The organism is Pseudomonas sp. FG6, assembly GCF_057809015.1.
In genome coordinates this window covers 80,063-95,130 of sequence record NZ_JBMDJD010000014.1, presented here as the reverse complement: position 1 = coordinate 95,130, position 15,068 = coordinate 80,063, and the positions used below count along the sequence as shown (strand labels likewise).

The 15,068-nt window shown below is 60.0% G+C and carries 13 protein-coding genes; 5 read left to right on the top strand and 8 right to left on the bottom strand.

What is annotated here, in order from left to right:
* Positions 1-102: 102 nt before the first annotated feature.
* Complete coding sequence (gene kdgD, locus ACODSJ_RS11635; RefSeq protein ID WP_489101853.1) at positions 103-1,014, bottom strand: 5-dehydro-4-deoxyglucarate dehydratase; 912 nt, start codon at positions 1,012-1,014, stop codon at positions 103-105.
* Positions 1,015-1,385: 371 nt separating this feature from the next.
* Here kdgD and ACODSJ_RS11630 point away from each other — a divergent pair, with 371 nt between their 5' ends.
* Positions 1,386-1,742 carry a hypothetical protein gene (locus ACODSJ_RS11630; protein WP_489101852.1) on the top strand — a complete coding sequence of 119 codons (357 nt, stop codon included), beginning with the start codon at positions 1,386-1,388 and terminating at the stop codon, positions 1,740-1,742.
* A gap of 227 nt (positions 1,743-1,969) precedes the next feature.
* On the opposite strand, the gene ACODSJ_RS11625 is transcribed toward ACODSJ_RS11630, so the two are convergent.
* From ACODSJ_RS11625 to ACODSJ_RS11610, 4 genes are all read right to left on the bottom strand, one after another.
* Complete coding sequence (locus ACODSJ_RS11625) at positions 1,970-2,716, bottom strand: FadR/GntR family transcriptional regulator (protein ID WP_214999428.1); 747 nt, start codon at positions 2,714-2,716, stop codon at positions 1,970-1,972.
* A gap of 146 nt (positions 2,717-2,862) precedes the next feature.
* A complete protein-coding gene (locus tag ACODSJ_RS11620; RefSeq protein ID WP_489101851.1) occupies positions 2,863-4,590 on the bottom strand; it encodes an ABC transporter ATP-binding protein/permease in 1,728 nt (575 codons plus the stop codon).
* Between the two features lie 94 nt (positions 4,591-4,684).
* Positions 4,685-5,245, bottom strand: coding sequence for a response regulator transcription factor (locus tag ACODSJ_RS11615; RefSeq protein ID WP_025211826.1), 561 nt, complete (start codon positions 5,243-5,245; stop codon positions 4,685-4,687).
* Positions 5,238-6,500: an ATP-binding protein gene (locus tag ACODSJ_RS11610; protein WP_489101850.1), complete on the bottom strand. Its 1,263-nt coding sequence runs from the start codon at positions 6,498-6,500 to the stop codon at positions 5,238-5,240. The genes ACODSJ_RS11615 and ACODSJ_RS11610 overlap by 8 nt, the downstream gene beginning before the upstream one ends.
* Positions 6,501-6,829: 329 nt before the next feature.
* Between ACODSJ_RS11610 and ACODSJ_RS11605 the strand changes: the two genes are divergently transcribed.
* Positions 6,830-7,546, top strand: a complete 717-nt coding sequence (locus tag ACODSJ_RS11605; protein WP_489101849.1) for an SIMPL domain-containing protein — start codon at positions 6,830-6,832, stop codon at positions 7,544-7,546.
* 182 nt (positions 7,547-7,728) lie between these two features.
* Here the strand turns inward: ACODSJ_RS11605 and ACODSJ_RS11600 are convergent, their stop codons facing one another.
* From ACODSJ_RS11600 to ACODSJ_RS11590, 3 genes are all read right to left on the bottom strand, one after another.
* Positions 7,729-8,037: a Txe/YoeB family addiction module toxin gene (locus ACODSJ_RS11600; RefSeq protein WP_489101848.1), complete on the bottom strand. Its 309-nt coding sequence runs from the start codon at positions 8,035-8,037 to the stop codon at positions 7,729-7,731.
* On the bottom strand, positions 8,003-8,287 hold the full coding sequence (locus tag ACODSJ_RS11595; RefSeq protein ID WP_489101847.1) for a type II toxin-antitoxin system Phd/YefM family antitoxin: 285 nt from the start codon (positions 8,285-8,287) through the stop codon (positions 8,003-8,005). Before ACODSJ_RS11595 ends, ACODSJ_RS11600 begins: the two co-directional genes overlap by 35 nt.
* A gap of 343 nt (positions 8,288-8,630) precedes the next feature.
* Positions 8,631-9,017: a DUF6124 family protein gene (locus ACODSJ_RS11590; protein WP_489101846.1), complete on the bottom strand. Its 387-nt coding sequence runs from the start codon at positions 9,015-9,017 to the stop codon at positions 8,631-8,633.
* Between the two features lie 969 nt (positions 9,018-9,986).
* On the opposite strand from ACODSJ_RS11590, the gene ACODSJ_RS11585 reads away from it, so the two are divergent.
* The 3 genes from ACODSJ_RS11585 (at position 9,987) to ACODSJ_RS11575 (ending at position 15,064) form a co-directional block, all read left to right on the top strand.
* Positions 9,987-11,612: an ABC transporter substrate-binding protein gene (locus ACODSJ_RS11585; protein ID WP_489101845.1), complete on the top strand. Its 1,626-nt coding sequence runs from the start codon at positions 9,987-9,989 to the stop codon at positions 11,610-11,612.
* 305 nt (positions 11,613-11,917) lie between these two features.
* Positions 11,918-13,519, top strand: a complete 1,602-nt coding sequence (locus tag ACODSJ_RS11580; RefSeq protein ID WP_489101844.1) for an ABC transporter substrate-binding protein — start codon at positions 11,918-11,920, stop codon at positions 13,517-13,519.
* A gap of 171 nt (positions 13,520-13,690) precedes the next feature.
* Complete coding sequence (locus ACODSJ_RS11575; RefSeq protein ID WP_489101843.1) at positions 13,691-15,064, top strand: OprD family porin; 1,374 nt, start codon at positions 13,691-13,693, stop codon at positions 15,062-15,064.
* Positions 15,065-15,068 lie beyond the last annotated feature (4 nt).

Sequence of the window (15,068 nt, the reverse complement as noted above, 5' to 3'; positions counted from 1 at the left end):
TCCTTACAAAAAGCCTGTCTGGTTCTGGCGGCATTCCCACGCCAAGCGTAGGAACGACCAACGCAAAAAGCCGCTGATTGCTCAGCGGCCTTGTCGGGTCTGTTACTGCTTGCCCTGCTTGTCGATCAACGCGGCCAGGGCTTCGTACTCGGCTGGCAGCAGGTCAGTCAGCGGCGTGCGCACGGGACCTGCGTCATAGCCAACGATCTTGGCACCGGCCTTAACGATGCTCACCGCGTAACCGGCCTTGCGGTTGCGGATGTCCAGGTACGGCAGGAAGAAGTCGTCGATGATCTTGCCAACGGTGGCGTGATCGTCGCGGGCAATGGCGTGGTAGAAATCCATCGCGGTTTTCGGGATGAAGTTGAACACCGCCGAGGAGTAGACCGGCACGCCCAGGGCCTTGTAGGCCGCGGCGTAGACTTCTGCGGTCGGCAGGCCGCCCAGGTAGCTGAAGCGCTCGCCGAGGCGACGACGGATCGACACCATCAGCTCGATATCGCCCAGGCCATCCTTGTAGCCGATCAGGTTCGGGCAACGCTCGGCCAGTTGTTCCAGTTGAGTGGCGTTCAGGCGGCAGACGTTGCGGTTGTACACCACCACGCCGATCTTCACCGATTTGCACACGGCTTCAACGTGGGCCGCCACGCCGTCCTGGCTGGCTTCGGTCAGGTAGTGCGGCAGCAGCAACAGGCCCTTGGCGCCCAGGCGCTCGGCTTCTTGAGCGTATTCGATGGCCTGGCGGGTTGCACCGCCGACACCGGCAAGGATTGGCACGCTGGAAGCGCAGGTATCGACAGCGGTCTTGATGACTTGCGAATACTCACTGGCAGCCAGGGAGAAGAATTCACCGGTGCCGCCCGCTGCGAACAGTGCAGAGGCGCCATACGGGGCCAGCCACTCAAGGCGCTTGATGTAGCTGTCGCGGTTGAAATCGCCGTTGGCAGTGAAATCGGTGACCGGGAACGACAGCAGGCCAGACGAGAGGATGGACTTCAGTTCTTGTGGATTCATTATTCGAACACCCTGGACGCAAATGATGTGTTGTAGGAAACGGTTGAGCTTCACGTGAAGTTGTAGGTCATCGTACAACTTAAAATATGAACGTCAACTGTATTTCGTCTCTTGGCGGGTGGCGGGGCTTGGACATTTGTCTGCAAGCTTTATAAATCGGGCTTTTGAGCAGGATTGGAGAATCGATGAAACTGGTCGGCCGAGCGCCTGGACCGCTCATCGCCACTGTCGACTCTGCCAGTAGGCGCAGTCCTGGGAAGCAGGCATAACCCTGGCATGGCCGTGCCACGCCCGGCCGCAGTCCCTTTTCTGATCTTTTAAGTGAGTCGCCCGTACGCGACGATCAGGGCCGCCTCACCGGGAGCAACATCATGACGACGTATGCGAAGCCCATGCTCAAGGATTTTCCAGCCACAGGGGAAGCCGCGATCAGCCTGTCAAAGACAACGACGTTAACCGTGAAGATTCCGGATACAGCGTTCAAACCGTACTCGAACGCCCAACTGACGCTGGGCGTCGGCTCGACGCCTCCCACCCAGGTAGGTGCGTTTACACGTCTGACCGAGGGAGAGGAAGGTACGCCACGCAAGGATGTGACAGTGACGCTAACCAACGCCGACTTGATAGCGTTCAGCGGCCAACTGGTTGAGCTTCGTTACCAGGTCAGCTACGAAAGCGGCTGGGATCCCGATACATCCGAGGCGCAGATGTTGCGGATCAAGGCGTAGGACTGCGCGCCTGCGATTTGTCAGGCAGGCACCCAGATCTACAGCCTGACAGCATTCCCCTGTGGCGAGGGAGCTTGCTCCCTCGCCACAGGTTATACGGGTTATCTGGGTTCAGACCTGTGGGAGCAAAGCTTGCTCGCGATGGCGGTCCATCAATCCCTAACACAGGGACAGGCCCACCGCTGTCGCGAGCAAGCTTTGCTCCCACAGCGGTGGGGCCAGCCCTTCTAGCCCTGCGCCTGCGCCTCTTCATGGGCCTGGCGCAGCCGCTCACGGCTGTTGGTCAGGTGCAATCGCATGGCCGCGCGGGCCGCGTCGGAGTCCTGGCGGGCGATGGCTTCGTAGATTTCCTCGTGCTCGCGACTCAGGCGGTCCATGTAGTGCTGTTGGTCGTCGTGGGCCAGGCGCGCCGAGTTCAGCCGGGTACGCGGGATGATGCTGGTGCCCAGGTGAGTCATGATGTCGGTGAAATAACGGTTGCCGGTGGACAGGGCGATTTCCAGGTGGAAGGCGAAGTCCGAGGCCACCGCGTCGCTGGCGTGGGCGGCGCTTTCCTTCAAGGCGTCGAGAGCGGCGCGCATCGTCGCCAGTTGTTCGTCGCTGCGGCGCTGTGCGGCCAGGCCAGCGGATTCCACCTCCAGGCTGATGCGCAACTCCAGGATCGCCAACACGTCACGCAAGGTGACCACCGTGGCCGGGTCGATGCGAAAACCGCTCGGGCTCGGCGTGTCCAGCACGAAGGTGCCGATGCCATGGCGGGTTTCCACCTGGCCGGCCGCCTGCAAGCGGGAAATCGCCTCGCGCACCACCGTGCGGCTGACGCCATGGGCCTCCATGATCGCCGACTCGGTGGGCAATTTATCGCCGCGTTTGAGCAACCCATCGCGAATCTGCTCGGTCAGCACCGTCACCAGCTCCTGCGCCAGGCTGCGGCGCTTGCGGGGAAGGCGGGGTACGTCGATCGGGTTTTCCATGTGTCTGTGTCTCGGCAAGCGGCTGAATGGCAACATCATAGCGCAACGTGGTTGTACGATCACCGTGGGGGCTGATACCCGGGTCTGGCAGTTGAACCGAATCGCCTTCATCGCGAGCAAGCCCGCTCCCACAGGTTTTGCAGGGTTCAGGCGGTCACGGTGCGCTCCAGCAGTTGGCCATTTTCAATACGCACATGTCGCGGATGGAAACGTTTCAAACTGCTTCGGTGACCCACGCTGACGATGCTCAGGCCTGGCAGCTGGTCGATCAACGCCTGGTACAGGGTCGCTTCGTCTTCTTCGTCCATCGCCGACGTGGCTTCGTCCATGTACAACCAATGTGGCGCGTAGAGCATGGCACGAGCGAAGGCCAGGCGCTGTTGCTCACCGGGAGAAAGCATCCGCTGCCAGTGGTTGGCTTCATCCAATCGCGTCACCAGGTGCGGCAGGCGGCAGGTTTCCAACACCTGTGCATAACGCTCCTGCGGGTACGTGGCGCCCGGCTGTGGATAACTCAACGCGTCGCGCAGGGTGCCGATGGGCAGGTAAGGCTTTTGCGGCAGGAACAGATAACGCGCCGCCGGCAACAGAATCCGACCATGCCCGGCAGGCCACAAATGCCCCATGGCGCGCAGCAGCGTGGACTTGCCGCTGCCGGAACGGCCGCTGAGCATCACCCGCTCGCCCGGTTCCACGGTCATGTCAGCGTTGCTCAGCAGGTGACGCCCATCGGCCAGGTCCAACCCCAGGTGGCGCACCTTCAACGCGTTGCCCTGCGCTTGCACATCGATGGCCGGCGCGCGCTGTTCGTTGTCGCTCATGGCCTGGCGGAAACTCAGCAGACGATCACAGGTGGCACGCCACGCGGCGAGGTCGGCATAGGCGCTGATGAACCAGCTGAAGTTCTCCTGCACGTTGCCGAACGCCGAGTTGATCTGCATGAGCTCGCCCAGTTGGATCTTGCCGGCGAAATAGCGCGGCGCGGCGACGATGAACGGGAAAATGATCGCGATCTGACCATAACCGGAGGTGAAGAAGGTCAAGCGCTTGGACACCCGCATGATGTCCCAGAAGTTATGCCAGACCAGGCCGAACCGATCGCTCAGGCGACGGTTCTCGTTGGGCTCGCCGTTGTACAACGCAATGCTCTCGGCGTTCTCGCGCACCCGCACCATGGAGAAACGCAGGTCGGCTTCGAAGCGTTGCTGGTTGTTGTTCAGACCGATCAGGCGACGGCCGATCAGGTGCGTCAGCCAGCTGCCCACGGCCGCGTACACCAGCGCGCACCAGAACATGTAGCCAGGGATGGTGTAGCCGAACACTTCGATGCTGCCTGACACGCCCCACAAAATGATCGAGAACGACACCAGGCTGACCACGGTACGCAGCAGCCCCAAGCCCAGGCTCAGGGTGTTGGTGGTGAAGCTGTTGAGGTCTTCGGAGATCCGCTGGTCCGGGTTGTCGGTGTAGCCGCCCTGCTCCAGCCGGTAGTAGTTCTTGTCATTGAGCCAGCGGGCAAAATGCTGCTCGGTGAGCCAGGCCCGCCAGCGAATGGTCAGCATCTGCGTAAGGTACAGCCGATAGACCGCGCCGAGGATCGCCACCGCCGCGATGCCGCAGAAATACAGGATCAACTGCCAGAACGCCGCGCTGTCCTTCTCTTGCAGGGCGTTGTAGAAATCCTTGTACCAACTGTTGATCCACACCGAGATCGCCACGCTGAACAGCGACAGCGCGATGACGGCGATCAACAGTGTCCAGGCCTTGCCCTTCTCCTCACTGCGCCAGTATGGCGTGGTCATTTGCCAGACACGGCGGAAAAACTGCCCGCGCACTGCGTCATTGACCGCGGAATATTCAGCGTTCTGATTCATGGTTAAAGCTCAATAAAGAGAAGGATTCGGGCCGATCATAGAGCAACGGCCCGATGTGTCGCGAGGGGGTGGACAACATCCGTTCAGCGCAGGTTCAGCGACGCACGGGACGCTTCTGCAATTTGCGCTGCAAGGTCCGCCGATGCATGCCCAGGGCGCGGGCCGTGGCGGAGATGTTGCCTTCGTGTTCGGTCAGCACCCGCTGGATGTGCTCCCATTGCAGGCGATCCACCGACATGGGGTTTTCCGGCACCAGGGTGTCGAGGTCGGCGTGCTCGGACAACAGCGCCGCCAGCACGTCATCGGCGTCGGCGGGCTTGCACAGGTAATTGCAGGCACCGCGCTTGATGGCCTCGACGGCCGTGGCGATGCTCGAATAGCCAGTGAGGATCACCACGCGCATCTCTGGGTCCAGCTCCAGCAACTTGGGCAACAGCACCAGGCCCGAATCGCCGTCCATTTTCAGGTCCAGGGCCGCATAGTCCGGCAGGTCGGCCTGGGCGATGGCCAGGCCCTCCTCGGCGGAACCGGCGGTGCTGACCCGGAACCCACGACGGGACATGGCCCGGGCCATGACGCGGGTGAAAGTGGCATCGTCATCTACCAGCAACAGGTGCGGCAGCTCTTCGCCGTCGACTTGGATCTCGTCACTCATGTTCGTTTCCTCGGTCGGCATGGGGCAGGCGCAGCTCGGTAAGCGTGCCACCGCTCTCATGGGGGTAGAGTTTCACCGAGCCGCCGGCGCGTGTCACGCTGGCTTTGCTCAAAAACAGGCCCAGGCCCAAGCCTTTGCCCTTGGTGGTATAGAAAGGTTTGCCGATTTGTTCGGCGATTGCCAGCGGCACACCCGCGCCGTGGTCTCGAATGCTGATGGTCAAATCGAAGGCAGTCCAGTCCAGCGTCACCTCCATGCCTTCGGGGCAAGCATCGGCGGCGTTGTTCAACAGGTTCAACAGCGCCTGGGTCAGGTCCGGCGGCGGTGCCATGCGCGGCACCGGGCCCTGGCCGAGGCGCCGCAGGCGATAACTGGCTTCAGGACGCATCAAGTGCCAGCGGCTCAAGGCCTCGTTGAGCCAGTCAGTGACGTCCTGCATGTCGATGGCCAGCCGACGGTTGGCCTCGGCCGCACGCACCAGGTATTGCAGGGTCTCCTTGCAGAGCTTGACCTGATCCTGCAACACGCTGAGATCCTCTTGCAGCGCCGGGTCGGAATGGTCCCGGCACATCTCCTTGAGCAGCACGCTCATGGTCGCCAGCGGCGTGCCCAACTCATGAGCCGCGCCGGCGGCCTGGGTGGCCACGGCCAGCAGTTGCTCGTCGCGCAGGCCTTCTTCGCGGCGAATGGCCCGCAGCTCTTCCTGGCGGCGCAACTCTTCGGCCATGCGCGCGGCGAAGAACGTAATGACGGCCGCAGCCAGGGCGAAACTCAACCACATGCCGTAGATTTGCAGGTTTTCCCGGGCGATGGGGAACGTTTCCAAAGGATAGAAGCGCACCAGCAGCAAGGTATACAGCGCCAGGGCAATGCCCGAAAGAATCAACGAAAAGCGCCAGGGCAAGGTCACGGCGGCGATAGTCAGCGGCACCAGGTAATAAGAGACGAAGGGGTTGGTGGAGCCACCGGAGAAATACAACAGTGCGCTGTGGATAAACAGGTCGCCGGCCAGTTGCAGGGCGTACTCCAGCTCGGTCACCGGCCACGAGGTGTTCAACCGAATCGCCGTCAGCGCGCACAGCACCGTGGAACACGCCAGGGTGATCGCCAGTTGCAGCCAGGGCAATGGCAACAGGTCGAAGCGATAGGCCAGCCCCACCGAGCCGGCCTGGGCGGCCAGGACCAGAATGCGGATGAATGTCAGGCGCCAGAGGTTTTGGCGAGAGGCAGAAGTCATTTGCAAAGGGATGAGCATGAGCTCTCCTGATGAGCGCTCCAGGCGAATCGCACGGAGTATAACCAAGGCACGGGTGGCGCTGACAGATATGCGGCAAAGCGCCACAGCCGCTGAACTCCATACATCCCCCTGTGGCGAGGGAGCTTGCTCCCGCTGGCCTGCACAGCAGGCCCAGAAAGACGGTCCGCTACGCGGCCCAGCGGGAGCGAGCTCCCTCGCCACAAAAGTCCATCACCGGGCAGGACCTGTATAGAAGTTGTAACTGTGCGAACCGGATCCAAAAAGCTAGAGTCTTACCGTTCACGCAGACCGGACCTCAACCCTGCGCACCTTCCAAGGAGCTTTTCATGCACACGTTCCGTCGCCACGCCGCCCTGCTCGCCCTCAGCCTCGGCACTGTCGCCAGCTTGCCGGCGCTGGCCGCCGATGAACTTCATTACAACCAGGTTTCCCTACGCGCCGAAGCCAGCCAGGAAGTGGCCCGCGACCTGATGATCGTCACCCTCTACACCGAGGAACAGAACACCGACCCGGCCAAGCTCACCGCCGCCGTCAGCACCACGCTGAACAAAGCCATCGGCCAGGCCAAGCAAGTCAAGGGCATCGACCTGCGCCAGGGCAGCCGTAACAGCTACCCGATCTACGACAACAAGGGCGGGAAAATCACCGGCTGGCGCGAGCGCGCCGAACTGCGCCTGGAAAGCGCCGACTTCGCCGCCCTGTCAAAACTCACCGGCGAATTGCTGGCCGACATGAAAATGGGCGGCATGGACTTTGCCATCTCCACCGCCACCCGCCAGACCAGCGAAGACGCCCTGCTCAAGGACGCCGTCAACGCCTTCAAGGCCCGCGCCCAACTGGCCACCGAAGCCCTGGGCGGCAAGGGTTACAAGATCGTCAGCCTGAACCTCAACGCCAATGGCTACCCACAACCCTTCATGCGCGCCCCGATGATGATGAAAGGCGCGTCCATGGACGCCGAATCCGTCACGCCTGACGTGGAAGCGGGCACCAGCAAGGTGAGCATGACGGCGGATGGGGCGATTGAGGTGTTGATGCAATAAGACGACGAAACACCCTGTGGCGAGGGAGCTTGCTCCCGCTGGCGGTGGTTCAGCAGCATGGACGTCGACTGACGCGACGCCATCGTCGGATCGCCGCCCGGAGCAAGCTCGCTCCCACAGGGACAGGTGGTGGATCACACCACAAATACAAAAGCCCGCAACTGCGGGCTTTTTGTCGGGCGTTACTTCGTGTAGTGGAAGCGGCATGAAATGACTGTCAGCGTGTCATTTTCATAGGCATAGACAAAGCGATGTTCTTTGTCGATACGGCGTGACCAATAGCCTGTTAAATCACCTTTCAACGGTTCGGGTCGACCGATTCCCTTGAATGGGTCGCGAAGGCATGCCTCGATAAGCTCGTTCACCGTCGCATGTTTGCCTGGATCGTTTGCGTCCCAGTATTGGTAGTCTTCCCAACCGTCTGGCACGAATGCAACAACCACGTTCTCGCGGGCGTTAGCTTTGTTCTTCTGTTTCTGTTTTGCCGACATTTAAAGGGAGCTCCTTGGCAAAGACCTTCCCGGCTTTGTGCAGCGCAACAGAACGGCGTAAGCGCGTGGCATTCGACTCTGTACCCAACAGATACATCGTCTCGGCCATTGAGTTGTAGTCCTCCAATGAGAGGATTACGACATGATCACCACGCTGACGGGTAATGACCGTGGGCTCATGATCTCGGCATACATCGTCCATCGTCTGCTTCAGGCCGGCACGAGCCTGGCTGAAAGTTATTACATGCATCGTCTAATTCCCTCCTGAGGCCAGCTCAGGCGAAACCAGGACCGTCCTGGTGATTTGAGAGTTTCCCGCAGAATCGAAGCGGGGCACTTGTCTCCTCCGCTGAGTCGCGGAGTACTTGAAATCCATGCTCGTAAGCGGGAAATCAAGGTTATCTGACACCTGGCGAAACCTCGGTGCCCCCTCAACCATCCAGCAAAAACGGTGACGGTTGAGTTCGCGCATAGTACAACGTTCTGTACAACAGTCAACCATGCACCCAACAACTCGGACCTGTACAAAATGACGAGGGAGCAAGCCCCCCCGCTCACAGGCTGGGGTCCAACCATCAGTTGGACCACCCTGCCTACACCTCAGTCGGACTGGTCGACGCTTGCACCTGATCCAGTGCCTTATCCACCAGCAACTGGCACAACTCCACCAACTGATGAATCCCCAGTGCCACACTGCGCCGCGTACCGTCCACCTCGAACGCGAGGTCCTCGGCCATGGCTTTTACCGAGGCCAGGGTTTCGCAGGTGCTGGTCAGCAGCGTATCGGCGTCGGCTTTGGCGGTGACTGAGAACAGGCTGTCGATGCGCTGATCGGTGCTTGGTTCTGAAGGTTTCGGGTTGAGGTAATGATTGAGTGCGCGCTCGGCGGCGGCTCGGTCTCTGAGCAGGTCTTCGACGGAATCGAAGCCGGAAAGGGGGTTGGTTCTGTTGAAGGGTGGATCGGGGACTGACTTATCCATTTATTTGTACCTATTCAGTGATGTGGGCCATCACTCGCCGTTTCTCACTCGGCAAAGGGGTGGCAGCTATGTGCAGGGGTGAGAAATCCGAGAATAGGTACCCGGCCAGACCGAAGTCTGCCCGCACACAGCCGCCATAACGCATCTACAGGCAACGGATAAGCTGCCGGCAATTATGCAGGTATAGAGGTTGGATGCCTATTATTCGGGTTTCTCACGCCCGGCCGCTGAATGGCAGCGACAAGCAAAAGGTTAGAGAGCGCATTTCCGAGGCACAACCTTAAAAGCTTGTCGGATGTTTCGTCACAAGCAAGCCGATCGTTCCTACCGTCTTGAAGGATGCGCACTCCCCCACGGCCAACAACTAAACCCGTGGAGAGGGAGCTTGCTCCCGCTGGGCTGCGCAGCGGCCCTAAAAACAGCGACTCCAATCATCTGGCACACCGAGGTGTCAGGTTTGGGGTCTGCTGCGCAGACCAGCGGGAGCAAGCTCCCTCGCCACGGATAGTGAGCCTTCGCGAGCAAGCCCGCTCCCACAGTTGTCCACAGTTAGATCGGAATACGGCCGGGAGAAATAGCCACGCGAGAGTATCACCCAGTGCAACCCCCAAACCGTGAACGATGACGGTGCAACGCCCGACCGATAAACAGGCATCTCAATCGCCCCCCTATCCCACCACGAACCCCCTCTACCCTGCGGGTTTGAAGAAGCAAAACCCGCACCCTCCCAGTGCAATACACCCCCTATACGCACCGAAAAAGCGCACAACTTGCCCCTAAAAAACACACGCAAACGATCAACTGCGTCAGAAGTTACACAGATGCGACATTAAGGTACGTTCGTGCCACTGTTTCAGACTTGTGGCCGTTCAGGATCTTGCATTGGGTATGGGGCCTGCATAAGTATCCGCAGGACGACTCACGAGGTCGCCCTCAAATCCAAAAATGACAACAAATCATGAGGCCAACATGCTTAAACACGCGGTCATTCCGTTTTTAGTCGGCGCAGGCTTATTGGCCAGCGCACCCTTCGCTTCCGCTGCGACTAACCTGGTGTTCTGCTCCGAAGGGAGTCCGGCCGGTTTTGACCCTGGTCAGTACACCACCGGAACCGACTTCGACGCCTCTGCAGAAACCATGTTCAACCGCCTGACCCAGTTCGAACGCGGCGGCACCGCTGTGATTCCTGGCTTGGCGACGAAGTGGGACATCTCCGAAGACGGCCTGAGCTACACCTTCCACCTGCGTGAAGGCGTCAAGTTCCACACCACCCCGTACTTCAAGCCAACCCGCGAATTCAACGCCGACGACGTGCTGTTCACCTTCAATCGCATGATCAGCAAGGATGACCCGTTCCGTAAGGCCTACCCGACCGAATTCCCGTACTTCACCGACATGGGGATGGACACCAACATCACCAAGGTCGAGAAAGTCGACGACCACACCGTCAAGTTCACCCTCAAGGATGTCGACGCCGCGTTCATCCAGAACATGGCCATGAGCTTCGCCTCGATCCAGTCCGCCGAGTACGCCGCGCAGCTGCTCAAGGAAGGCAAGGCCAGCGACATCAACCAGAAGCCTGTGGGCACTGGTCCGTTCGTGTTCAAGAGCTACCAGAAAGACTCCAACATCCGCTACACCGGCAACAAGGACTACTGGAAGCCTGAAGATGTGAAGATCGACAACCTGATCTTCGCCATCACCACCGACCCGTCGGTCCGCATCCAGAAACTGAAGAAAAACGAGTGTCAGATCACCCTCTTCCCTCGTCCGGCCGACCTCAAGGCGCTGAAGGAAGACAAGGACCTGAAGATGCCTGACCAGGCGGGCTTCAACCTGGGCTACATCGCCTACAACGTGATGGACAAGGTCAAGGGCAGCAACGAGCCGAACGTGCTGGCCAACCTCAAGGTCCGCCAGGCGCTGGACATGGCGGTCAACAAGCCGCAGATCATCGACTCGGTCTACCAGGGCGCCGGCCAGTTGGCCGTCAACGCCATGCCGCCGACCCAATGGTCCTACGACACCACCATCAAGGACGCCAAGTACGACCCTGAGAAAGCCAAGGCGCTGCTCAAGGAAGCCGGCGTCAAGGAAGGCACCAACATCACCCTGTGGGCGATGCCTGTCCAGCGTCCGTACAACCCGAACGCCAAGCTGATGGCCGAGATGCTGCAGTCCGACTGGAAGAAGATCGGCCTGAACGTGAACATCGTCAGCTACGAGTGGGGCGAGTACATCAAGCGTTCCAAAGGTGGCGAGAACCAGGCGATGATCATCGGCTGGAGCGGTGACAACGGTGACCCGGACAACTGGCTCAACGTGCTGTTCGGCTGCGACTCGCTGGCCGGCAACAACTTCTCCAAGTGGTGCGACAAGAAATTCGACGATCTGGTCAAGCAAGCCAAGCGCACCTCCGACCAGTCCAAGCGCACCGAACTGTATAAACAGGCACAACACGTCCTCAAGGATGCCGTGCCCATGACACCTATCGCTCACTCGACGGTGTATCAACCCATGCGCGCCAACGTGCAGGATTTCAAGATCAGCCCATTCGGCTTGAACTCCTTCTACGGCGTCAGCGTCAGCAAATAAGGTGACCTGTGCCGAGGGAGCTTGCTCCCTCGGCACACCGTTGCTTTAAGCCAAGACTCCAGGAAATCGCCTACCTCCAAAAGCACTGCGTACCACAGCAGTTGGTTTAGGACGTATCGCCTTTTCCCACAAGTTTTTCAGGCGTTACGCATTTACCGCTTGGCTCACGGCTCATACCGTCGGGACCAGGACGGCTTGCCTGCCCTGCGGCATCGCTACGCAATGGAATGAGCTCAGTGGCCCGGAGCTGTCCCGGACGGACACCGGTTCACTGTTAAAACACCCCGAACAAGAGAGGGAGCGTCATGCGCCATACCTTGGTTTTTTCCGCTTTGCTGGGCACCGGCCTGTTGGCCGCGACGTCCGTGACCCAGGCCGCCGCTGGCAGCCTGGTGTTTTGTTCCGAAGGCAGCCCGGCCGGTTTCGACACCGCGCAGTACACCACGGCCACCGACAACGACGCCGCCGAACCGCTGTACAACCGCCTGGCCGAGTTCGAAAAAGGCGCGACTAACGTCGTACCGGGACTGGCGACCAAGTGGGACATTTCCGAAGATGGCTTGACGTACACCTTTCACCTGCGCGAAGGCGTGAAATTTCATACCACCGACTACTTCACGCCGACCCGGGATTTCAATGCCGACGACGTGTTGTTCACCTTCAACCGCATGCTCGATCCGCAGCACCCGTTCCGTAAGGCCTACCCCACCGAGTTCCCGTACTTCAACGGCATGAGCCTGAACAAGAACATCGCCAAGGTGGAGAAGACCGACCCGCTGACGGTGGTCATGACGCTGAACAAGGTGGACGCCGCGTTCATCCAGAACATCGCCATGAGTTTTGCCGCGATCCTGTCGGCCGAATACGCCGAGCAGTTGCTCAAGAGCGGCAAGCCGAGCGACATCAACCAGAAGCCAATCGGCACCGGGCCGTTCGAATTCAAGAGTTACCAGAAAGACTCCAACATCCGCTACGTCGCCAACAAACAGTACTGGGCGCCGGAACGGGTCAAGCTGAACAACCTGATCTTCTCCATCAATACCGACGCCTCGGTGCGGGTGCAGAAGCTCAAGGCCAACGAGTGCCAGGTGACCCTGCATCCACGTCCCGCCGACGTGCCGGCATTGAAGGACGACAGTAAGCTGCAACTGATCGAGACGCCCGGTTTCAACCTTGGCTACATTGCCTACAACACCCGCCACAAGCCGTTCGACCAGGTCGAAGTACGCCAGGCGCTGGACATGGCGGTGAACAAGCAAGGCATTCTCAACGCCGTGTACCAGGGCGCCGGGCAGTTGGCGGTCAACGCCATGCCGCCGACCCAGTGGTCCTACGACGACACCATCAAGGACACGCCCTACAACCCGGAAAAAGCCAAGGCGCTGCTCAAGGCCGCCGGGGTCAAGGAAGGCACCGAAATCACCCTCTGGGCCATGCCCGTGCAACGCCCGTACAACCCCAACGCCAAGCTGATGGCCGAAATGCTCCAGGCCGACTGGGCGAAGATCGGCCTGAAGGTGAAGATCGTCAGCTACGAGTGGGGCGAGTACATCAAGCGCACCAAGAACGGTGAGCACGACATCAGCCTGATCGGCTGGACCGGCGACAACGGTGACCCGGACAACTGGCTGGGCACGCTGTACAGCTGCGACGCCATTGGCGGCAACAACTACTCCATGTGGTGTGACCCGGATTACGACAAGCTGATCAAGCAGGCCAAGGTCGTCACCGACCGCGACCAGCGCACCGCGCTCTACAAACAGGCCCAGCAGTTGCTCAAGCAGCAAGTGCCGATCACCCCTGTTGCCCACTCGACGGTCAACCAGCCGCTGAGTGCCAAAGTAGAAGGGTTCAAAGTCAGCCCCTTCGGTCGCAACGTGTTCTCGGGCGTCAGCCTGAACCCATAACCGCTTAGCCATGCAGCGAGGACTCCTTTGGAGTCCTCACGCAGGCGTTTTGCCTGAATTCGCCGATCAGGCCTCATGCAAACGTTTGCAAGCTGGGAATGAGTTGTAAAAACCATAGCCGTATCACCAAAAAAGACCGGCAAAAAAAAAGAAAGAAAAGGAGCGTTACCCATGAAATTGAGCAGCACCGCGATACTGGCCTTGGCCATCAGCAGCATCACCGCGACGGCCTTTGCAGAATCCCAGAGCCAGGATTTCGTTCCGACCGAACTGGCGAGCACCCAAGCGCAATCCGAAGCCAAGGGTTTTCTCGACGGCCAGAGCCTGTCGGGCACCACTCGCAACTGGTACGCCAACGAGCTGCGCAAGCGGGGCAGTTTCAGCTATCAGAAACACGGCGAGACGCTCCCCACCGATCGTCGTATCAACTGGGTCCAGGGCACCATCCTCAACTACACCTCGGGCTTCACCCAAGGCACCGTAGGCTTTAGCACCGAAGTTGCGGCGTACAACGCAGTGGTTCTGGACCGCAGCCGCAAAGACATCGCCAACGGCGGTAACCGGACGCTGGCCGAAAACAACGGCGACGCCGTGGACCAATGGAGCAAACTGGGCCTGGCCAACGTCAAGGCACGGATTTCCAACACCACGCTGACCGCCGGACGTCAAAACTTCAGCACCCCTATCGTCGATGTCATCGGCAACCGTGCGCTGCCGTCGAGCTTCGAAGGTGTGAGCCTGCACAGCGAAGAGTTCAACAACCTGTCGTTCGACGCCGGTGTGTTTGACCGTGTATCGCCACGTACCGAACAGAGCCTGTCGAAATTCCGCTCCGAGTACACCAACAACAATGCCGAGACCGACAAAGTCAGCGTCGCCGGCCTGAACTACCAGCCGCTCAAGAGCCTGAAGACCAGCCTGTATGCCTCCAAGGTCGAAGACTTCTGGAACCAGTACTACTTCGGCGCCACCCACGAACTGGGCGACGCTTCGGTGCTGGCGCTGACCACCGGCCTGAACTACTACAAGACCGTGGACGAAGGCAAAAAAGAGATGGGTGAAATCGACAACGACACCTACTCCCTGTCGCTGGGCCTGGCCCACCAGGCACACAGCCTGACCTTCTCGTACCAGGAAGTGAACGGCAACGAATACTTCGACTACCTGCACGAAACCAACGGTATCTACCTGGCCAACTCCCTGTTGTCGGACTTCAACGGCCCGAACGAGAAATCCTTCCAGATCGCCTACGGCATCAACATGGCCGAGTACGGCGTGCCTGGCCTGAAGTTCAACGTCTACCGCGCTCGCGGCTGGGGCATCGACGGCACCCACTACACCGGCACCGCTTATGACGTCCGTGGCATGGATGACGAGAACCACTATGAAACCGGCGTCGGCGCTTCCTACGCCGTACAGAGCGGTCCTCTGAAGGCCACGGCGATCCGCGCCACCTACACCGAGCATCGCTCCAGCCGCAATCAGGCCGACGGCAGCATCAACGAATTCCGCCTGGTCACCACCATCCCGTTCAACATTCTCTAAACTC

Excerpts from the sequence above, each read along its gene's own strand:
- ACODSJ_RS11580 (WP_489101844.1), top strand. The coding sequence starts at position 11,918 with ATGCGCCATACCTTGGTTTTTTCCGCTTTGCTGGGCACCGGCCTGTTG.
- ACODSJ_RS11585 (WP_489101845.1), top strand. The coding sequence starts at position 9,987 with ATGCTTAAACACGCGGTCATTCCGTTTTTAGTCGGCGCAGGCTTATTG.
- ACODSJ_RS11625 (WP_214999428.1), bottom strand. The coding sequence starts at position 2,716 with ATGGAAAACCCGATCGACGTACCCCGCCTTCCCCGCAAGCGCCGCAGC.
- ACODSJ_RS11630 (WP_489101852.1), top strand. The coding sequence starts at position 1,386 with ATGACGACGTATGCGAAGCCCATGCTCAAGGATTTTCCAGCCACAGGG.
- ACODSJ_RS11620 (WP_489101851.1), bottom strand. The coding sequence starts at position 4,590 with ATGAATCAGAACGCTGAATATTCCGCGGTCAATGACGCAGTGCGCGGG.
- ACODSJ_RS11605 (WP_489101849.1), top strand. The coding sequence starts at position 6,830 with ATGCACACGTTCCGTCGCCACGCCGCCCTGCTCGCCCTCAGCCTCGGC.
- ACODSJ_RS11575 (WP_489101843.1), top strand. The coding sequence starts at position 13,691 with ATGAAATTGAGCAGCACCGCGATACTGGCCTTGGCCATCAGCAGCATC.
- ACODSJ_RS11595 (WP_489101847.1), bottom strand. The coding sequence starts at position 8,287 with ATGCATGTAATAACTTTCAGCCAGGCTCGTGCCGGCCTGAAGCAGACG.
- ACODSJ_RS11590 (WP_489101846.1), bottom strand. The coding sequence starts at position 9,017 with ATGGATAAGTCAGTCCCCGATCCACCCTTCAACAGAACCAACCCCCTT.
- ACODSJ_RS11600 (WP_489101848.1), bottom strand. The coding sequence starts at position 8,037 with ATGTCGGCAAAACAGAAACAGAAGAACAAAGCTAACGCCCGCGAGAAC.
- ACODSJ_RS11615 (WP_025211826.1), bottom strand. The coding sequence starts at position 5,245 with ATGAGTGACGAGATCCAAGTCGACGGCGAAGAGCTGCCGCACCTGTTG.
- kdgD (WP_489101853.1), bottom strand. The coding sequence starts at position 1,014 with ATGAATCCACAAGAACTGAAGTCCATCCTCTCGTCTGGCCTGCTGTCG.
- ACODSJ_RS11610 (WP_489101850.1), bottom strand. The coding sequence starts at position 6,500 with ATGCTCATCCCTTTGCAAATGACTTCTGCCTCTCGCCAAAACCTCTGG.